The sequence below is a fragment of the Streptomyces sp. NPDC048297 genome (assembly GCF_043201585.1).
In the GTDB taxonomy this organism is placed as follows: Bacteria; Actinomycetota; Actinomycetes; order Streptomycetales; family Streptomycetaceae; genus Streptomyces.
The window spans coordinates 223151-241500 of record NZ_JBICZA010000002.1; the positions used below are offsets into that span (position 1 = coordinate 223151).

Here is an 18350-nt window from a genome sequence, read left to right on the forward strand (position 1 = left end):
GGAACTGCCCCGGCGCCGGTCAGTCCGCGACGACCAGAGCCGGGGTCCCTGCGGTGAGGACCTCGCCGCGGAAGAAGGCCGGGCTGCGGCGGCGCATCACCAGCAGGATGACGACACCGAGCAGCAGCAGTCCGACGCCGATGACGAAGACCGAGCCCACGCCGAGGACGGCGGAACCGCTGCCGTAGGCCGGGTTCCACATGTCGTGGAGGGTCTTGCCGAACACGGCGGTGAGCAGGAGGCCGCCGAGGACCGGGAAGACGCCCTTGAACAGGGCGTCGCGCACGGAGCCGGTCAGGTCGCGGCGGAAGTACCAGGCGCAGGAGAAGGCCGTCAGCGCGTAGTAGAAGCAGATCATCAGGCCGAGCGCGTAGATGGTGTCGACGAGGACGTGCTCGCTCAGCAGCGTCATGACGGTGTAGAAGACGCCGGTGGCGACGCCGGCGGTGACGGTGGCCCGGCCGGGGGTCTTGAAGCGCTCGTGCACGCGCGCGTAGGAGGCGGGCAGCGCCTGGTAGGCCGACATGGCGAGGACCGTGCGGGCGACCGGGATGAACGTGGTCTGGAGGCTGGCCGCGGCCGAGGCGAGGACGGCGACGAAGAGCAGGATGCCGAGGGCATGGCCCATCACCGGGCCGGCGAGCGCGGCGAAGACGTTGTCGGAGGTGTCCGGGTTGGCGAGGCCCAGGCCGTGGGTGCCCGAGCCGACGGCCATCTGGGCGGCGACCGCGGTGGTCAGGTAGGAGCCGACGAGGACCACCATGGCGATGAGGGCGGCCCGGCCGGGCGTCTTCTCGCTGCCGATCGTCTCCTCGTTGGCGGTCAGGCAGGTGTCCCAGCCCCAGTACATGAAGATCGACAGCGAGAGTCCGGCGCTGAAGGAGGCGAAGGACTTCACCGCGAAGGGGTTCAGCCAGGACCAGGAGAAGTCGGCGTGGCCCGCGAAGGCGCCGGAGTGCGCCTTGCCGAGGGCGAGGACGACGAAGAGGGCGAGCACCATGAGCTGGAGTCCGACCAGCGCGTACTGCACGCCCTTCGTCGTCGTCATGCCCCGGTAGCTGATCGCGGTGGCCGCCGCGATCAGCGCCAGACAGGTGACGATGTGCACCGCCTTGTTCCCGTCCAGGTCGGCGACCGCGCCGCTGCCGGTGAGTTCCCCGGCCAGCAGCCAGAAGTAGGACGTGGCGACGCCGGCGAGGTTGGACAGCACGATCACCGTGGCGATGACCAGGCCCCAGCCGCACATCCAGCCGACGTGCGGCCCGAACGCCTTGACGGTCCAGGTGAACGAGGTGCCGCAGTCCGGGACGGCCTTGTTCAGCTCCCGGTAGGCGAAGGCGACCAGCAGCATCGGCAGGAAGCCGGCGAGGAACACGGCCGGCATGTGCAGGCCGACCTCGCCCGCGGTGGAGCCGAGCGTGGAGGTGAGGCAGTAGACCGGCGCCACGGTGGACACGCCGATGACCGCACTGCCGAGCAGGCCGATGGAATTGCCGCCGAGGCCCTTGCCCCGTACCCCGTCGTCACCGGATGCTGTGTCGTCGGCCGCGGGCCGCACTGCCGTCTGTGTCATGACACAGCACGCTAAATGCTGCGATTTCGGTTGAACCGGATTCGCCCCGATCACCAATGACCTTGACTTCTCAGGTCAATCACCATGAACGACACATGATTGAACGGTGAATGACGCTATCGGATAGGCGAAACGAAGGCAACATGATCAACGTCCGATATCCGGGAATCGAAGTCGGGCCCGGAATGCCCGATTCCAATTCTTCCGTGTGATGTGCGCCGCGTTCCCTCCGTGTGCCGTCCGTCGTGTGCTGGCGCACGCTGGTGGCATGAAGGTCCGCGCGCGTGGTGCCTGGCCGCGGCAGCCATGGCGGTCGGCACACGCACTGCCGCTGCTCCCGACCCTGCTCATCGTGGTGATCACGGTGGTGGACCTGCGCACGCCCACGGACGTCCACCTGGGCCCGGCCCTGGTCATCGCACCGGCCCTGACCCCCTCGTTCGCCGGCCCGCGGACCACCGCCTTCGTCGGCGCCCTCGCGGTCGCCGCCCAGACGCTCATCGCCGTCACCCACGGCGGGATCGCCACGACCAACCACATCGTGCAGATCATCACCCTCGCCGTGCTCTCGGCGATGTGCGTCGTCTACAGCGTCGTACGCCAACGCCGGCTGGCCCAGCTGGCGCAGGTCCGCACGGTCGCCGAGGCGGCGCAGCACGTGCTGATGTGGCCGCTGCCGGAACAGATCGGGCAGCTGCGGATCGCGTCCCTCTACCTCGCCGCCGAGGACGAGGCGCAGATCGGCGGCGACCTCTACGCGGCGACCCAGTGCGACGAGGGGATCCGGGTCCTGATCGGCGACGTACGCGGCAAGGGCCTGTCCGCCATCGGGGAGGCCGCGCTGCTGCTCGGCGCGTTCCGCGAGAGCGCCCACCGCCATCTGGAGCTGACGGATCTGGCCTCGACGCTGGACCAGAGCATCACCCGGTACGCCGCCGAGCTGGAGCCCGCGGAGGAGGCGGGCGAGCGGTTCGCCACCGCGCTGCTGGTGGAGATCCCGGACCACAGCCCGATCACCCTGATGACCAGCTGCGGCCACCCCCCGCCCCTGCTGCTGAGCCCCGGGAACGCGGTCACCGTCCCGAGCCTGCACCCCTCGCCGCCCCTCGGGGTGTACGGGACCGCCGAGCACACCCTGGACGTGTTCGCCTTCGAACCCGGGGACACGCTGCTGCTGTACACGGACGGCGTCATCGAGGCCCGCGACGCGCACGGCCGGTTCTATCCGCTGGCCGACCGGGTCGCCCGGTGGACGGACAACTCCCCCGAGGCGCTCATGCACCATCTGCGCCGGGACCTGCTCGCCCACGCCGGCGGCCGGCTCGGCGACGACGCCGCGCTCATCGCCCTGCACCGCACCGCCACCACGGAGCGGCGCCGCCACCACCACGGCCGCGACCACTCCGGCGACACCCTGCGGCACAACAGCGGGACTCCGTCCGGGGCGGGGTGAGGGGGCGGGACGGGACGGACAGGGTGACGGGGCGGGCGGGACGACGGGGCGGGTGGGGTGACGGGGCGGGCGATGCCACGCGCGTTCAACTGCCTTTGCGTCAAAGTTCAGTTCGTGAGCGGCCCGGCTGTCCCGGGCGTTGCGAAAATCCGCGCATGTCCCTACGCCATCTGCTCACCGGTCTGGCCCTGCTGCCGGCCCTCGCGCTCCCGGTCACCGCACACGCGGCACAGGACGACCCGCCGCAGGCCCGTTTCGGCCCCCAGGCCCGTTTCGACCTCCAGGCACACCGCGGCGGCCTCGGCATGACCACCGAGGAGTCGCTGGAGGGCTTCGGCAAGGCCCTGCGCCTCGGGGTGTCCACGCTGGAGCTGGACACCCATGTCACCAAGGACCTCAAGGTCGTCGTCAACCACGACCGGCAGATCAGCGGCGTCAAGTGCCGCGACACCGGCCCGGTCACCCCCGGTGACCCGCGGTACCCGTACGTCGGCAAGTTCATCAAGGACCTGACGCTCGCCCAGATCAAGACGCTGGACTGCGGCTACCAGCGACTGCCCGGGTTCCCGGACCAGGAGGTCGTCAAGGGCTTCCGCATGGTCGAGCTGAAGGACGTCCTGAACCTGGTGAAGAGCTATCACGCGCACCAGGTCGCGCTGAACATCGAGACCAAGGTCGAGGCGGGCGCGCCCGAGCAGACCGCGCCGCGCGAGCTGTTCGTCCGCCGGGTGTACGAGGAGATCCACCGCTCCGGCATCGAGCGCCAGGTCACCATCCAGTCCTTCGACTGGGGCGCGCTGAAGGCGATGCACCGCCTGGCGCCGAAGTGGCCGCTGGTCGCCCTGACCAACTACGACTTCCTGCAGGTCGGGCAGCCCGGCGCGTCCCCGTGGCTGGGCGGGATCGACGCCGACGACTACGACGGCGACTTCGTGAAGGCGGCCGCGGCTGTCCCGGGTGTCACGACCCTCTCACCCAACTACGGCTTCCCGCAGAACGGAAAGGTGGGCGACCCCGGCTTCCGCTTCTACTCGGACGCGGCGATGGTCGCCGAGGCCCACGCCCGCGGCCTCAAGGTGGTCCCCTGGACCTGCGACGACCCGGCCACCGTGGAGAAGCTGATGGGCTTCGGCGCCGACGGGATCATCACCGACTACCCCGACCGGGTACGGCAGATCATGGCCGACCGCGGAATGCGCCTGCCCCGGCCGTACGCCCCGCACGGCCGGGCCTGAGCGGAACCGGGCAGCCCCGTGTGATCCGGTGTGATCCGGTGTGATCCCGTGTGATCCCGTGTGAGGGTGAGCCGGGCGGTCGCGAGCCCCGCCCCGGGTGGGGGCGGGGCGGGAGCGCGCGTCCGTCGGCCGGTCAGCGCACCGGCTTCAGGTCGGTGATCTTCAGGGTCTTCAGGTCGGACAGGACGTCGATCCTGGTGACCTCCGGGTGACTGCCGTCGCTCCAGGTGAGGGTGACCCTGCTGGTGGCGTGGCCCGCGCCGGAACCGGTGTAGGCGACCTTCCACTTCACCGGCACGTTCTGCGCGAACAGGATGCCGTCGGCGTGGTTCTTCTTCTCGTACGCGTTGACCTTCTTCTGCGCGGCGGAGGAGAGGTAGAAGGCGCGCAGCGCCTTGGCGTTCGCGGCGGCGGCCGGGTCCTCGTCGGCCCAGACGGAGTCGATGTAGGCGCCGTAGAAGTCCGCCACGCGCTGGGTGACGTTGCGCGGGTCGCCCTGGGCGGAGGACACGGCGGCGGCGCGGGTGGTGTGGCTCGCGGCGGTGCCGGCGAGGGCGGGCGTGACGGCGCCGAGGGTCAGGCCGGCGGTCAGGGCGACAGCGGTCAGCAGGGTCTTGCGGCGACGAATGGACATGTGCGTCATTCCCCCGGATTCTTCGCGACCGGACCGATCCCGGCCGTCGACGGCCTTTAAGACCACATTCCCCTGCCCCCGGTTCCGCGTCTGCCCACCTTCTTTCCGCGCGATTCCCGCGCTTGGCGCAACGCGAAAGGTTGTGCCGGATTCCAGCCCCGTTCCCGGCCTTTCCAGCCACCTCGGCCACCTCGGCCACCTCGGCCAGAGCCTCCGGCCTGTTCCGCTCAGGCCTCCGGCCGGTTCCGCTCAGGCCCTGGGCCGGTTCCGCTCAGGCCTTCGGCGGGTTCCGTCCCTCGACCAGCCGGGCGAGATGGTCGACGGCCATGCGCATGCCCAGTTCGTTGTCGGCCGGGGGGACGCCGTCCGGGACGCCTTCGTGCACCATCTCGACCTCGGTGGCGCCGTCGTCCGTCCCGGTGAGCGTCGTCGTCATGGTCATCGTGCCGCGCACGGCCGCGTCGCCCGTCTCGAACGCGAACACCTCCACCACCTGGACGCCGGGGACGAGTTTCGCGAAGTGCCCGTGGTAGGTGTCCGTGTGCCCGCCGGACTTGCCGGTGTCGGCCGGGTCGTCGTAGGTGAGGGAGATCCGGAAGGCACCGCCCTCGCGGACCTCGAAGGTGTGCACGTGGGAGGTCATGTTCTCGGGGACCCGCCAGGCGGCGAGTGCGTCGGGATCTACCAGGGCCTCGTACACGGCTGTCGCGGGCGCCTGCACCCGCCGGGTGACTCGCGTGGTGTACATGGGCTCACGCTACCGGTCCGGGCCCGCCACCGGGGTCCGGCGAGCAGACCGCCGCCGACGCGGGCGCAGCGGTCTGCCCGGCCGGGTGCTCCTGGTGGCGGACACCGAGGCGGCGGCGGTCCGGCCAGCGCACGTCGTACGCCCAGCCGAGGCGCTCGAACCAGCGGATCAGGCGGGCGCTCGCGTCGAGTTGTCCGGTCAGCACGCCGTGCCGGGCGCTGGTGGGGTCGGCGTGGTGGAGGTTGTGCCAGGACTCGCCCAGGGACAGCGGGGCCAGCCACCACACGTTGCCCGAGCGGTCCCGGCTGCGGAAGGGCTGCGAACCGGCGGCGTGGCAGATGGAGTTGATGGACCAGGTGACATGGTGCACCAGGCAGACGCGGACCAGCCCGGCCCAGAAGAACGCGCTCAGCGCGCCCTGCCAGGAGCAGGTCAGCGCCCCGCCCAGCAGCGCCGGCAGCGCGAGCGAGACGAGGACCAGGACACCGAAGCGCCGGGAGACCAGCATCAGCGTGCGGTCCCGGACGAGGTCGGGTGCGTACCGGCGGGGCGAGGCGTGCTCGGTGTCGAAGAGCCAGCCCAGGTGGGCGTGGAGCATGCCCTTGGCGAGGGCGCGCGGGGAACGGCCGTAGCGCCAGGGCGAGTGCGGGTCGCCGTCGCGGTCGGAGTAGCGGTGGTGCTTGCGGTGGTCGGCGACCCAGGTGAGCAGCGGGCCCTGCACGGCGAGCGACCCGGCCACGGCGAGGGCGATCCGCAGCGGCCGGCGGGCCTTGAACGAGCCATGGGTGAAGTGCCGGTGGAACCCGACGGTGATGCCGAGGCCGCTGACGAGGTAGAAGGCGACGGCGAGCGCGAGGTCCGTGGGGCTCAGCCCGTGCCGCCAGGCGAGGGGCACGGCGGCGAGGAGCGCCAGGAACGGTACGCCGACGAACACTCCGATCATGAACTGCTCGCCGCTCGGCCAGGACCGCCCGCGGCCGACCGGCGCAGTGGATTGCGAGGACTCCGGCAAGGACAAGGGGATCCTTTCGGCGGGGGCATGTCCGCGGGGGCGGGGGCAGTTCACGGCGGAGGGAAGCCACGGCGGTGGGCGGGCCACGGCGGAGGGCAGTCCGCTGCGGAGGTCGGTCCACGGCAGAGGGCATCCCGCCGCGGAGGTCGGGCCACGGCGAGGGTCAGTCCACGGCGGTGAAGGCGAGCACGGCGTTCTGGCCGCCGAAACCGAAGGAGTTGCTGACAGCGGCTCGTATCCGCTGCGGGCGAGGCACCTTGGTGACGACGTCCAGGTCCATCGCCGGGTCCAGGGTGTCCAGGTTGGCGGTGGGCGGGATCAGCTGGTGGCGCAGGGTCAGTACGGTGCAGGCCGCCTCGATGGCTCCGGCGCCGCCGATGGCGTGCCCGATCGTGCCCTTGACGGCGGTGACGGGCGGGGGCCGGCGGAAGACCTGGTGCAGCGCGTTGTGCTCGGCCGCGTCGCCCTGCGGGGTGGCGGTGCCGTGCGCGTTGACGTGGTCGACGTCCTCGGGTTCCAGTCCGGCGTCGGCGAGCGCGCCGCGGATGGCGCGGGCGGCGCCGTCGCCGTCCGGGTGCGGGGCCGTGAAGTGGTGGGCGTCGCAGGAGGCGCCGAACCCGGAGAGCAGGGCCACGGGCCGGGTGCCCCGGGCGCGGGCGTCGGCCGTACGCTCCAGGACGAGGACGGCGGCGCCCTCGCCGAGGACGAAGCCGTCGCGGTCCCGGTCGAACGGCCGGGAGGCCGCGTGCGGGCTGTCGGCGCGGCGGGACAGGGCGCGCATCTGGGCGAAGCAGGCCGCGGTCATCCGCAGCCGTGCCGACTCGCTGCCTCCGGCGAGAACGAGGTCACAGGCACCGGACAGCAGCCAGTCCCGGGCCAGGCCGAGCGCGCTGGTCCCGGAGGCGCAGGCCGTGCTGACGACCATGTTGGGGCCCGTCGCGCCGAGGTCCAGGGCGATCTCGGCGGCTGCCATGTTGGGCACACTGCGCGGCAGCGCCAGCGGCGAGACCCGTTCGGGCACCTGGTCGGCGAGCCGGTCGAACTCGGCCTGCCAGCCCTGCATGGAGCCGGTGCCGACGCCCATGACGACACCGACCCGGGCGCCGTCCCAGCAGTCCGGCGGGAGCCGGGCACCGTCCCAGCCGTCGGGGACGAGCCGGGCGTCGGCGACGGCTTCCCGCGCGGCGAGCAGCGCGAAGGTGGTGAAGCGGTCCAGGCGGCGGCTGAGCCGGTGGCCGAGCAGGCCGGCCGTGTCCAGCGCGGGTACCTGGCAGGAGAAGGCCACGGGCAGCCCGTCCAGGCCCGGGTCGACGGTCGCGGTGGACTCCCCGGCACACAGGCCTGCCCACGCCGCGTCCCGGCCGACACCGGCCGGCGTGACCAGTCCCAGCCCGGTGACGGCCACCGGGGCGCGCCGCGTCGCGCGGCCTGCTGCTTTCACGAGCTGCATGAGCGGTGATTATCCGGGCGCCGACCGCCCGCGACGGGCCGCCACGACTCGTTCGGCCCAGTACGGCCCGCGCGACCACCCGTATGCGGGAACGTTCGCGGTCAGCCGCCGGCCCGCATATGGGCGAGCAACGCCTCGGCGGCGGTGCGCAGTTGCTCCGCCGCCGTGGTGCAGGCGGCCGCCTGCTGTTCCAGCGTGGGCCGGCCCCACACCGGCGCCACCGCGCGGTCGGTGAGTGCCCCGGCGGTGGCGAGCAACCGCTGCGCGTAGCCGTCCATCAGGGCGGCGTCGGTGCGCAAGGTGGCCACGCGGTCGAGGAGTTCGCCGGTCGACGGGATCGTTTCGAGGGTCTCGGTCACCATGGCTGCTCCCGGTCGCGCGTGTTGGTGGCGGTCGTATGGGCTGGTGGCGGTCGTCTGAGCTGGTGGCGGTCGTCTGAGCTGGTGGCGGTCGTCTGAGCTGGTGGCGGTCGTATGAGCTGGTGACGGTCGTATGGATTGGTGGCGATCCCGGGCCCCTCGGGGGTTCAGCGTGGCAGGACGGCGCCGGCGCTGCGGTGGGCCATGAACTGCGGGCAGGACAGGACGAAGAGCGGCCGGGCGCCGCTGATGCCCAGCCGGCGCAGGTGCCCGGCCATGGGTTCGGCGGCGGCGGTGTCCAGGCGCGGGAGCACGCCGGCTCCGGTGTGCAGCCGCAGGTGCCCGTGGGCGCGGACCAGGGTGCGTACGGTGCTCCGGTCGCGCCGCCCGTACAGGACCCAGTCCGCCTCGGGGCAGCGGATGCCCGGTCCGAGGCGGCCCTCGACGGTGATGCCGAGGTCGGGCGACATGAAGCGGAGGTCCCGGCCGATGAGGTCCGCCTCGGCCGTGGTGCGGACAGCGGGCTGGCCCCAGATCTCCCGGGCGACCGTACGGGCCTCCTCGCTGGTGACGGCGAGCGAGAGGATCTGACGGCCGGTACGGCGCAGGTCGACGCGGCGCAGCAGGTCGCCGGCGATGTCCCGTGGGCGTGGCCGCCACAGGTCGTCCACCAGGACCGACAGGGCGATCTCGGCGTACGGGCCGATGGTGGTGCACCGGTGCTCGTACAGGGAGAGCACGGCCAGCGCCCTGCCGCGCAGCCTGCTGGGCACCATCCAGGTGACGTCGGGCAGGAGAGACCGTACGGTGCCCGCGTCGACGCGATAGCACAGGTGGGCGGCGGAGGAGTCGTAGTAGCGGACCGGCACGTCGACCGGGCCGGCCGTGGTGGCGACGGAGGTGGTGGGCACGGTGAGGAAGGGGTAGCCCTCCGGCGGGCGGGCGCGGTCCTTGAGCCGGTAGGCCTGGGTGCGCACGACGGGGCCGCGGTATCCGCCGAGCGCCTCGTCGACGTCCTTGCGGGCCTCGGGGACGACGGTGCGCAGGTGCTCGATGTACTCGCGCAGCATGTGGGTGAGCGGGAACTCGTGGGTGGGGCCCGCGTAGTGGACGTCGTACCGGTTCGGGTGCGGGTCGGTCGCGGAGTCCGTGTCCCTGCCGTCGAGGACGGGCACGATGTCGTGCTGATTGGTGATGCGGGCGACCCAGGTGCGCGGATCGGCGGGCTTCCTGCCGTCGGCCGGGGCACCGACGGCGACCAGGTGGGTGACCCGGTAGGCGCGGCAGAACGCGTCGTCGCGTGCGACGTTCATCAGCGCGATGCCGCCCTCGCCGTGCCCGATCAGGGCGAGGTCGGCGCCGCGCGGGATCCCGTGGGCTTCGAGGGCCCGCAGGATGGAGCGGGTGCCGGGCGAGTCGGCCATGAAGAGGTTGCGCCAGGCGCCGACGAGGTCCGGCGGGGAGTCGTTGCGGGGGCGGCCGGGGGCCATGCCGGGGACCTGGACGACGTACCGGACGACGCCGTCCCGGCCACGCACGTTCTGTACGAGGATGCGCCCGTCGGTGGAGAGCGTCTCGATGTTGCGCAGGAAGCCCAGGAAGGAGCCTTCGGTGGCGATGGTCTGCTTCTCCTGGTCGGTGAGGTCGACGGCGTCGGCGGCACCCTCGCCTCGGGCCGTGCCCGTGTCTGTACCTGTGCCTGTGCCCGCGCCTGTGGCTGTGCCTGTGTGCACGTTTGTCTGCGCATAGCGGGAGGCGTCCGGTTCCTCGTCCAACAGGGCGCGGACGGTGAGGAGTTCGGCCATCAGCGGGGCGAGCCCGGACAGGGCTCGCTGGGCACCCGGGTCCCTGAACAGACCGCGCAGGGCGCGTACGGCCGCCGGGGGACGGTCGGTGGTGAGGGCGTTGGTCAGCCGGCGCATGCCCGGGTCGCGTTCCAGCTCGGGGTGGTCGACCAGCACGGCGGCGATCCCCAGCCGCAGCGAGGTGACCCCCACCATCGCGGCCAGGCTCTCCCTGCCCAGCACCTCCCCGGCCGCGCCGAGAACGTGCCGTATGCCCTTGGGGGCGGCGATCGCCGAGTCGCCAAGACCCCGCTTGCTCGTCAGGGCCCGCAGCAGCGCCCACTGCGCGGCCAGGCCGGTACGGGGATGCCGGCGCGCCGCCCCGGTCAGGGACGGCGCGAACAGCGTGCTGCCGGTCCGCGCGGACACCGCGCGAATGCCCTCGGCGACCTCGACGACGTCCTGCGCGCACCGGCGCAGCAGTTCCCGGGCGTCCCGCTCGTCCTTCCCGTCCTGTCCGGGCCGCCCGTCCTGCCTGGGCCGCCCTGGCCGACCGGGTGCGTGGCCGTCCGCTCGCATCCGACGCTCCTCGACTCGACGACGTGCGACAGGGTGCGACCGCGTCCTGCGGGGCGCGGCCTCGGTCCCATCGTGGGCGAGAGACACCGCGCCCGCACCTCCATCCCCCGGGCAGAGGACCCTCTCGGGAGTTCTGGTGGCATATGGCATCCGCATAACCGCCACACACTCCACCTTGCCGCCGATGGGCCGAACGGGCTACCCGCCCCCTCTCACCCCGCGCCCATCGGTTCACCTCGCCTCCGTCGCTTCACCCCACGTCCATCAGCCCGGCCGCGACCGTGGCCCCCAGTTCCCAGCAGGCCTGGACATCGTCCTTGCCGGGCTCACCGATGACGGTCACCGGCTCGGCCGCACGGCGCCATCCCAGGCCTGTGGTGATGGCCTCGATGGCGCGGACCGCGCCGGTGACGTCGTTGCCGCCGTGGACGTAGTAGCCGAAGGGCCGGCCCTGGGTCTGGTCCAGGCACGGGTAGTAGATCTGGTCGAAGAAGTGCTTGAGGGCACCGGACATATAGCCGAGGTTCGCCGGGGTGCCGAGGAGACAGCCGTCGGCGTCGAGGACGTCGGAGGCGGTGGCGGACAGGGCGGCGCGGCGCACGACGCGGACACCCTCGATCTCCGGTGTGGTCGCGCCGGACACGACGGCCTCGAACAGCGCCTGGCAGTTGGGCGACGGGGTGTGATGCACGATCAGCAAGGTAGGCACGCCCGAAACCCTGCCCTGCCGGCGCGACGGCCCGCAAACGGTGCCCGGATCGACGCACCGTTGTCGGCTCCCGGCCGGACTGCGAGGATGCCGACACCTGCCGGAACACGGTCCCCGTACGGGACGCACACCCGTACAGGACACATACCCGTACAGGACGCACACCCATCGGGGCGCGCACCCGTCGGGACGGACGAGAGGAGACGTCGTGGCCGAGGACGACCGCCGGGCACCGGCTGCCGTGGTGTTCGACGCGCTGGGACTCGACTACGAGAAGGCGTTCGCCTCCTCCGAGGCGCACCAGGCCTCGCTCCGGTGGCTGCTGGAGCGGCTCGCGCCGGGTAGCCGGGTGCTGGACGTGGGCAGCGGAACGGGACGGCCGACCGCACAGACCCTCGCGGCGGCGGGACACCGCGTGCTCGGCATCGACGTCTCACCGGTCATGGTGGACCTCGCCGCCCGGCAGGTGCCCGAAGCCGAGTTCCGGCTCGCCGACATCCGTGAACTGCCGCTTGCCGAGGGCTCGTTCGACGCGGCGTGCGTGTACTTCTCCCTGCTGCAGATGACCCGCGCCGAGCAGTCGGCCGTCGTGAGCGGGGTGGCGCGTGCGTTGCGGCCCGGCGGGCTCGCCGTGCTGGCCACCGTGCCCCTCGATCTGGAGGCCGTCGACGGGGTGTTCATGGGGCAGCCGGTGCGGGTGACAAGCTTCGCCGCCGGGGACTTCGTCCGCCTCGCGGCGCAGGCGGGCCTGACGGTGCTGGCCGAGGAACACGCCCTCTTCTCCCCGGCCCACCCCGACGCCGTCCCCGAACCCCACCTCTTCCTGCACTGCCGCCGCGAGCCGACCTGAAGCGTCCGGCATCTCGCATACGCCGCCTCGCACAGGGCGATGCCGTTCCCCTCGGTTACAGTGACCGATCCGAACAGGAGGGGAGACAACGGTGCAGGTCAGGGTAGGGTACGGGGTCGGGGTGGCGGTTCAGGCGGTGGTGCTGACGGCGGTGCTGGCAGGCTGTGGGCAGTCGTCGGACGGTGACCGGAAGGCTTCCGCGAGCGCGGCGGCGACGGCGACAGCGGACGGCGCGGGGGGCAAGGGGACGGCCGCGGAAAGCGGTGGCACGGTCGGCGCCGCGGATTCGGCCTGCGAACTGCCTGTCAGTTTCGCGGTCGCCCGGCACTGGAAGGCCGAGAGCATCGACACCGGCGAGGAGTCGGCCAAGGCGTCGGACGGACCCGATGGCGGCCTCTCCAAGGCGCTCGCCGACAGTCTGCTGCGTCAGGGCCCGGTGACCGCCGCCTGCGAGATCGACGCCAAGCCCGCAGGCCACATCGGCTTCCTGCGCGTGTGGACCGGCGAGCCGGGCGACGCGGACGCGCGGAGTGTGCTGCGCGCGTTCGTCGCCGCCGAGGACAACGTCAGCGAGGAGCGGTACCGCGACGTGAAGACGGGTGGTGGCGTCGCCGGTGTGGAGGTGGAGTACCTCTACACGAGCAAGCTCCTGGACGAGACCAAGAAGGAGCGCGCCCTCTCCGTCGCCACCCCCGACGGCCCGGTCGTGCTGCACCTCGGTGGGATGGACACCGAGGAGCACGAGGCGATGCTGCCGGCGTACGAGCTGGCCAAGCGGACTCTCCGGGTCACCTGACGAACGCAACGGCGGGCATCGCACGCACGCGTCGGGCATTCCCCTCGTCAACCTTCACACGAGGGACACGAGTTCGTTAGGTTGACGCCAGGCCGCGCGGCCGCAGGTCGGCCCGACTGCCTTACGGGGCAAGGAAGGAGACGTCTCCCATGGCGCCGGAGCACGACGAGGTGCGGCAGCGGATCGACTCCCTCTACGACCGGGCCGAGAGGGCGACGGGGAACTTCAACGCGACCCGGGCGACGGCGATGGCCACGCGCAGGAGGGCCGCGCCGCCCGCGCGTCGGCAGGACCGTCCCTCGGATCCCGTGCTCGACGCGGTGGCCCGGCAGTGGTTCGACGCGGCCCGCGCGAAGTACGGCCCCACGGTGCCCGCGGTTCTCCCGGCCGACCGACTGCCCGCCTCGACCGCCAAGCCCGACCTGGCCGCCCTGCCCGCCGCCCCCGCGGCTCCGGCTCGCGGCGGGGACCGGTCGGCCATCGGGCGCCCGGCCGGTGAGCGGGAGATCACGACGACCGATCGGCCCGCCTTGCCCGCCCCGCCCGCGAACTCCCCGGAACTCGGCGGAAGACGACCACCGCTCGCCCTGGAGGCGGGCGGCGCGGGTCTGACGGGCCGACGCCCCGCCCCGCTGCCCGCAGGGCGATCGGCAGGGCTACCGGACTTCAAGGCGGGCAACCGGCGCAAGCTCGTCGTCGCCCAGGCTCTGCTGTCCAGGCACACCACTCCACCGGGGACCCTTCCCCCAGCACCCCACACCCCGCTCGCGGAACCCACGCCCGCACAGATCCCACCCGCGCAGATCCCACCCGCGCAGGACGCGTGGACCACGCCGGACGCGTGGACCACGCCGACCACGCCGCCCGCGACGACCACCACCGCCCCCACCCCCCTCGCACGAGCCGCCAAGGCCATCGCCTTCGCACGGGCGCAGATCGGGAAGCCCTGCGTCTGGGGAGCGACCGGGCCGGACTCCTACGACTGCTCCAGCCTCACCCAGGGCGCCTGGAAGGCGGCGGGCGTCACGCTGCCGCGAGCCGCGCACCGGCAGGCGCTCGCCGGAACCCCGGTGACGCTCGAAGCGGTCCGGCCCGGTGACCTGGTGCTGTTCTTCGACGACGACCGGCACGTGGGCCTGTACGTCGGCGACGGCATGATGGTGCACGCCCCGGGCCCGGGGTCGTCCATCCGCGAGGAGTCGGTCCACGGCGCCGGCGAGCGGGCGATCCACCGGGTGATCCGGCCCGCGTGACGTGCGACGTGCGCCACCCTCCGGGGCCGGACGCCACGGCTCCGGGCAACGCCTGTTCCGCCGAACTCTGTTGACCTCCCCCGCCCGCTCCCCGTACGAACACACCCGGCCCCATAAGTGACACCTGGACATGGCATAAGATCGACTTATGAGGTCATAGACCGGACCCGCGTACTAACTTAGGGCTGCCTTAGCTTAGGGTTTCCGACGAGTCGCCTGTTTCACGCTCGAAGGGAACTGATCATGCCGCGCCCCCTGCGGGTAGCCATCGTCGGAGCCGGCCCCGCCGGGATCTACGCCGCCGACGCCCTGCTCAAGTCCGAGGTGGCCGCCGGCCCCGGCGTGTCCATCGACCTCTTCGAGCGGATGCCCGCCCCGTTCGGCCTGATCCGGTACGGCGTCGCCCCCGACCACCCGCGCATCAAGGGCATCATCACCGCCCTGCACCAGGTGCTCGACAAGCCGCAGATCCGCCTGTTCGGCAACGTCGACTACCCGACCGACATCAGCCTGGACGACCTGCGCGCGTTCTACGACGCGGTGATCTTCTCCACCGGCGCCATGGCCGACCGCCAGCTGTCCATACCCGGCATCGACCTGGCCGGCTCCCACGGCGCCGCGGACTTCGTGTCCTGGTACGACGGTCACCCGGACGTGCCGCGCACGTGGCCGCTGGAGGCCGAGAAGGTCGCCGTGCTCGGCGTCGGCAACGTGGCCCTCGACGTGGCCCGCATCCTCGCCAAGACGGCGGACGAACTGCTGCCGACCGAGATCCCGGCGAACGTCTACGACGGCCTGAAGGCGAACAAGGCGCTGGAGATCCACGTCTTCGGCCGCCGTGGTCCGGCGCAGGCGAAGTTCTCCCCGATGGAGCTGCGGGAGCTGGACCACTCCCCCACCATCGAGGTCATCGTCGACCCCGAGGACATCGACTACGACAAGGGCTCGATCGAGACCCGGCGCGGCAACAAGCAGGCCGACATGGTCGCCAAGACCCTGGAGAACTGGGCGATCCGCGACATCGGCGACCGGCCGCACAAACTGTTCCTGCACTTCTTCGAGTCGCCCGCCGAGATCCTCGGCGAGGACGGCGAGGTCGTCGGGCTGCGCACCGAGCGCACGGCCCTCGACGGCACCGGCAACGTCAAGGGCACCGGCGAGTTCAAGGACTGGGACGTCACCGCGGTCTACCGGGCCGTCGGCTACCTGTCCGAGGAACTGCCCAAACTGCCGTGGGACACCGCCTCGGGCACGGTCCCGGACGAGGGCGGCCGGGTCGTCGAGGAGAGCGGCGCGCACCTGCGGTCCACGTACGTCACCGGCTGGATCCGGCGCGGCCCGATCGGTCTCATCGGCCACACCAAGGGCGACGCCAACGAGACCGTGGCCAACCTGCTGGACGACCACGCGAACGGCCGTCTGCACACCCCCTCCTCGCCCGAGCCCGAGGCGGTCGACGCCTTCCTCGCCGAGCGCGAGGTCCGCTTCACCACCTGGGAGGGCTGGTACAAGCTGGACGCCGCCGAGCGGGCACTGGGCGAGCCGCAGGGCCGTGACCGCGTGAAGATCGTCGAGCGCGAGGACATGCTCCGGGAGAGCGGCGCGTAGGTCTCGCCTCCACCAGCCTCTCCAGCACCGCTGGACCTCGACCGGGCCCCTGGCCCGCCTTCGCCTCAGGCCTGCCTTTGGTCTGACTTTGGTCTGACTTTGGTCTGACTTGTCGGGGTCCAGCGGTGTTCTGCGTCCATGAACCCGCGGTCTGCGGCGGTGTTCTCCATCCATGAACCCGCGCGGCCTGCGAGCGCGCGCGGGCCAGGTGACTCACGGACCAGGAACCGCCCGACACCGTCCACGCCCCCCGAAGGGTCCGGCCGAGAAGACGCGATGTCAGGCCGGGTTGTCCGTCGTTTCCGTCCGGTCGGGACGGAAGATTTCCTCGATGGTCAGGCCGAAGACGTCAGCGATGGTGAACGCCAGAGGCAGGCTGGGGTCGTGCCGCTCGGTTTCGATCGCGTTGATGGCCTGCCGGGAGACTCGGCACCGGTCGGCCAGGTCGGCCTGGCTCCACCGTCGAGCCGCACGCAGTTCACGTAGTCGGTTCTTCACAGTGTGCCGTCACCGGTTCAGGCGGGTACGCGGGTCGGCGATCGTCATCCAGATGGCCACGCCGCCGAGGAGGATCACCTGCGCGAGCTGATGGAGCTGGATGATGCCAGCGGCATCGAGCAGGGTAGCCGCTTGCAGCCCCACGAGGACTGCGGCGAAGGCGATGGCCATGCTCTCCAGCTGAATCCTGCGCAGGTATTCGTCCGTGCGCCGGAAGGCCCGCAGCAGCACCCGGGCGATCGCGAGGGTGAAGACGGCGGTGGTCGCGATCCACCAGGCCTTCTGGGCGGTGCTCGGATCGGGGTTGCTACCCAGGGCCAGGGCTACCACGCCCAAGGCGGACACGGGTATGCCGTCGATGAGTACAGCGCGGCGAGCCGCGCGCGTCACCTGGTCCTGCTGTACCTGTTTTGTCATGCAACGAATGTAAGGTGACCTTTCCATCACGTCAAGCAACCTTTACTTGATGGAAAGGTCACCTTACATTTTGGCCATGTTGGACGAGAGACAGCTCCCGACCCGCCGAGCACTGCTCCGTACCGCTGCGGCGTTGGCGTCAGCCATCACTTCCGTTTCGATGGCCACCGCCGCATCCGCCCGGTCGCGCCCCTCCGCGATCTCGCCGATCGCCGCCGGCCCCACGCCGGCTCCGGTGCGGCTTCGCCTGCCCGCGCCAACCGGCCCGCACCCCCTGGGCACGGTCTCGTTGCACCTGGTCGACCGCGCGCGCGTCGACCCCTGGCAGGATTCCCGCCCGGCTCGGGAACTCATGATCCAGCTCTGGTACCCGGCACGCGCCACCCGTGGCCACCCGCCCGCGCCGTGGATGTCACCCGGCACCGTCCCCTTCTTCGAGCGGGAACAGGGCATCCCGTCCGGCACGCTGCTGTTACCGACCACGCACGCCCACCTGGCCGCACCGGTGGACCACGGCCGGCGCGGGAGGCCGATCGTCCTGTACTCGCCGGGCCTGTACGGCAACCGCAGCCTCGGCACTGTTCTGATCGAGGAACTGGCCAGCCACGGCTACCTGGTCGTGGCCATCGACCACACCTACGACGCCGACCACGTCGAGTTTCCCGGCGGCCGGGTGGAGACCTTCGCCCTTACCGGCGACATCGACGACGCCCTGATCGCCAAGGCCCTCGCTGTCCGCACCGCGGACACCCGGTTCGTGCTGGACCAGCTCACCGCGCTCGACGCCGGACACGACACCGACGCCGAACGTCGACCCCTGCCACCCACCCTCGCCGGCGCGTTCGACCTGTCCCGCGTCGGCATGCTCGGCCACTCCCTCGGCGGCGCCACAGCCGCTGCAGCCCTCCGTGCCGACCGGCGCCTGCGGGCGGGCATCGACCTGGACGGCAGCCTCCTGGCACCCGTCACCACCGGCACCGACCGGCCGTTCCTCCTCTTCGGCAGCGACCCCGGCCCAGGCCCGGAGGATCCCAGCTGGGACCGGTTCTGGATCAGCCAGTACGGCTGGAAACGCGAACTGGCCCTCATCGGCTCCACCCACACCTCGTTCACCGACCTGGAAACACTGCTGCCCCAGGCCGCGCCCGTCCTCGGGCTGACGCCGAGCCAGGTGACGCAGGCAATCGGCGCCCTCGCCCCGCACCGTGCCATCCACGCGCAACGCGACTACGTACGAGCATTCTTCGATCTTCATCTGCGCCACCTCGACAACCACCTGCTCCAGCGCCCCTCAGCCCGCTACCCGCAGATCCGGTTCATCCGATGAGGCACCGCCCACACCCGCACCGACCCGGGTCCGCCGAGTCAGCCGAGTCAGCCGAGTCAGCCGAG

At 71.8% G+C, this 18350-nt stretch carries 17 protein-coding genes; 7 read left to right on the plus strand and 10 right to left on the minus strand.

The genetic code is table 11. From position 1 onward, the window contains the following. Positions 1 to 19: 19 nt before the first annotated feature. A complete protein-coding gene (locus ACGFYV_RS02985) occupies positions 20 to 1573 on the minus strand; it encodes an APC family permease (protein ID WP_393876560.1) in 1554 nt (517 codons plus the stop codon). Between the two features lie 268 nt (positions 1574 to 1841). Here ACGFYV_RS02985 and ACGFYV_RS02990 point away from each other — a divergent pair, with 268 nt between their 5' ends. Continuing rightward, positions 1842 to 3026, plus strand: a complete 1185-nt coding sequence (locus tag ACGFYV_RS02990) for a PP2C family protein-serine/threonine phosphatase (protein ID WP_393876561.1) — start codon at positions 1842 to 1844, stop codon at positions 3024 to 3026. Positions 3027 to 3181: 155 nt separating this feature from the next. Beyond that, on the plus strand, positions 3182 to 4261 hold the full coding sequence (locus tag ACGFYV_RS02995) for a glycerophosphodiester phosphodiesterase family protein (RefSeq protein WP_393876562.1): 1080 nt from the start codon (positions 3182 to 3184) through the stop codon (positions 4259 to 4261). 133 nt (positions 4262 to 4394) lie between these two features. Here the strand turns inward: ACGFYV_RS02995 and ACGFYV_RS03000 are convergent, their stop codons facing one another. From ACGFYV_RS03000 to ACGFYV_RS03030, 7 genes are all read right to left on the minus strand, one after another. Beyond that, the gene (locus tag ACGFYV_RS03000) at positions 4395 to 4895 is read right to left on the minus strand and encodes a hypothetical protein (protein ID WP_393876563.1); all 501 of its coding nucleotides are present in this window, start codon (positions 4893 to 4895) and stop codon (positions 4395 to 4397) included. 271 nt (positions 4896 to 5166) lie between these two features. Next, positions 5167 to 5643: an SRPBCC domain-containing protein gene (locus ACGFYV_RS03005; RefSeq protein ID WP_393876564.1), complete on the minus strand. Its 477-nt coding sequence runs from the start codon at positions 5641 to 5643 to the stop codon at positions 5167 to 5169. A gap of 4 nt (positions 5644 to 5647) precedes the next feature. Continuing rightward, positions 5648 to 6667, minus strand: coding sequence for an acyl-CoA desaturase (locus tag ACGFYV_RS03010; protein WP_393876735.1), 1020 nt, complete (start codon positions 6665 to 6667; stop codon positions 5648 to 5650). A gap of 151 nt (positions 6668 to 6818) precedes the next feature. After that, positions 6819 to 8105, minus strand: coding sequence for a beta-ketoacyl-[acyl-carrier-protein] synthase family protein (locus ACGFYV_RS03015; protein ID WP_393876565.1), 1287 nt, complete (start codon positions 8103 to 8105; stop codon positions 6819 to 6821). Positions 8106 to 8206: 101 nt separating this feature from the next. Continuing rightward, complete coding sequence (locus tag ACGFYV_RS03020; RefSeq protein WP_393876566.1) at positions 8207 to 8467, minus strand: hypothetical protein; 261 nt, start codon at positions 8465 to 8467, stop codon at positions 8207 to 8209. Between the two features lie 164 nt (positions 8468 to 8631). After that, positions 8632 to 10827, minus strand: coding sequence for a hypothetical protein (locus ACGFYV_RS03025; protein WP_393876567.1), 2196 nt, complete (start codon positions 10825 to 10827; stop codon positions 8632 to 8634). A gap of 250 nt (positions 10828 to 11077) precedes the next feature. Then, positions 11078 to 11536: a flavodoxin family protein gene (locus ACGFYV_RS03030; RefSeq protein ID WP_393876568.1), complete on the minus strand. Its 459-nt coding sequence runs from the start codon at positions 11534 to 11536 to the stop codon at positions 11078 to 11080. A 208-nt stretch (positions 11537 to 11744) separates the two neighbouring features. On the opposite strand from ACGFYV_RS03030, the gene ACGFYV_RS03035 reads away from it, so the two are divergent. The 4 genes from ACGFYV_RS03035 (at position 11745) to ACGFYV_RS03050 (ending at position 16043) form a co-directional block, all read left to right on the plus strand. Continuing rightward, on the plus strand, positions 11745 to 12386 hold the full coding sequence (locus ACGFYV_RS03035; protein WP_393876569.1) for a class I SAM-dependent methyltransferase: 642 nt from the start codon (positions 11745 to 11747) through the stop codon (positions 12384 to 12386). A gap of 91 nt (positions 12387 to 12477) precedes the next feature. Next, positions 12478 to 13182: a lipoprotein gene (locus ACGFYV_RS03040; protein WP_393876570.1), complete on the plus strand. Its 705-nt coding sequence runs from the start codon at positions 12478 to 12480 to the stop codon at positions 13180 to 13182. Positions 13183 to 13331: 149 nt separating this feature from the next. Further along, entirely contained in the window at positions 13332 to 14435 is a 1104-nt protein-coding gene (locus tag ACGFYV_RS03045; protein ID WP_393876571.1) for an NlpC/P60 family protein, read from the plus strand. A 243-nt stretch (positions 14436 to 14678) separates the two neighbouring features. After that, positions 14679 to 16043, plus strand: coding sequence for an FAD-dependent oxidoreductase (locus ACGFYV_RS03050; protein WP_393876572.1), 1365 nt, complete (start codon positions 14679 to 14681; stop codon positions 16041 to 16043). A 279-nt stretch (positions 16044 to 16322) separates the two neighbouring features. On the opposite strand, the gene ACGFYV_RS03055 is transcribed toward ACGFYV_RS03050, so the two are convergent. Together ACGFYV_RS03055 and ACGFYV_RS03060 are read right to left on the minus strand one after the other, a co-directional pair. Further along, positions 16323 to 16541, minus strand: coding sequence for a helix-turn-helix transcriptional regulator (locus ACGFYV_RS03055; RefSeq protein WP_393876573.1), 219 nt, complete (start codon positions 16539 to 16541; stop codon positions 16323 to 16325). Positions 16542 to 16550: 9 nt separating this feature from the next. Beyond that, entirely contained in the window at positions 16551 to 16958 is a 408-nt protein-coding gene (locus ACGFYV_RS03060; protein WP_393876574.1) for a hypothetical protein, read from the minus strand. 160 nt (positions 16959 to 17118) lie between these two features. Between ACGFYV_RS03060 and ACGFYV_RS03065 the strand changes: the two genes are divergently transcribed. Then, positions 17119 to 18285, plus strand: coding sequence for an alpha/beta hydrolase family protein (locus ACGFYV_RS03065; RefSeq protein WP_393876575.1), 1167 nt, complete (start codon positions 17119 to 17121; stop codon positions 18283 to 18285). The last annotated feature ends 65 nt before the right edge of the window (positions 18286 to 18350 follow it).

Coding starts and splice junctions, on each gene's coding strand:
- ACGFYV_RS03045 (WP_393876571.1), top strand. CDS start 13,332: ATGGCGCCGGAGCACGACGAGGTGCGGCAGCGGATCGACTCCCTCTAC.
- ACGFYV_RS03005 (WP_393876564.1), bottom strand. CDS start 5,643: ATGTACACCACGCGAGTCACCCGGCGGGTGCAGGCGCCCGCGACAGCC.
- ACGFYV_RS03025 (WP_393876567.1), bottom strand. CDS start 10,827: ATGCGAGCGGACGGCCACGCACCCGGTCGGCCAGGGCGGCCCAGGCAG.
- ACGFYV_RS03000 (WP_393876563.1), bottom strand. CDS start 4,895: ATGTCCATTCGTCGCCGCAAGACCCTGCTGACCGCTGTCGCCCTGACC.
- ACGFYV_RS03015 (WP_393876565.1), bottom strand. CDS start 8,105: ATGCAGCTCGTGAAAGCAGCAGGCCGCGCGACGCGGCGCGCCCCGGTG.
- ACGFYV_RS03050 (WP_393876572.1), top strand. CDS start 14,679: ATGCCGCGCCCCCTGCGGGTAGCCATCGTCGGAGCCGGCCCCGCCGGG.
- ACGFYV_RS03065 (WP_393876575.1), top strand. CDS start 17,119: ATGGCCACCGCCGCATCCGCCCGGTCGCGCCCCTCCGCGATCTCGCCG.
- ACGFYV_RS02995 (WP_393876562.1), top strand. CDS start 3,182: ATGTCCCTACGCCATCTGCTCACCGGTCTGGCCCTGCTGCCGGCCCTC.
- ACGFYV_RS03060 (WP_393876574.1), bottom strand. CDS start 16,958: ATGACAAAACAGGTACAGCAGGACCAGGTGACGCGCGCGGCTCGCCGC.
- ACGFYV_RS02985 (WP_393876560.1), bottom strand. CDS start 1,573: ATGACACAGACGGCAGTGCGGCCCGCGGCCGACGACACAGCATCCGGT.
- ACGFYV_RS03020 (WP_393876566.1), bottom strand. CDS start 8,467: ATGGTGACCGAGACCCTCGAAACGATCCCGTCGACCGGCGAACTCCTC.
- ACGFYV_RS02990 (WP_393876561.1), top strand. CDS start 1,842: ATGAAGGTCCGCGCGCGTGGTGCCTGGCCGCGGCAGCCATGGCGGTCG.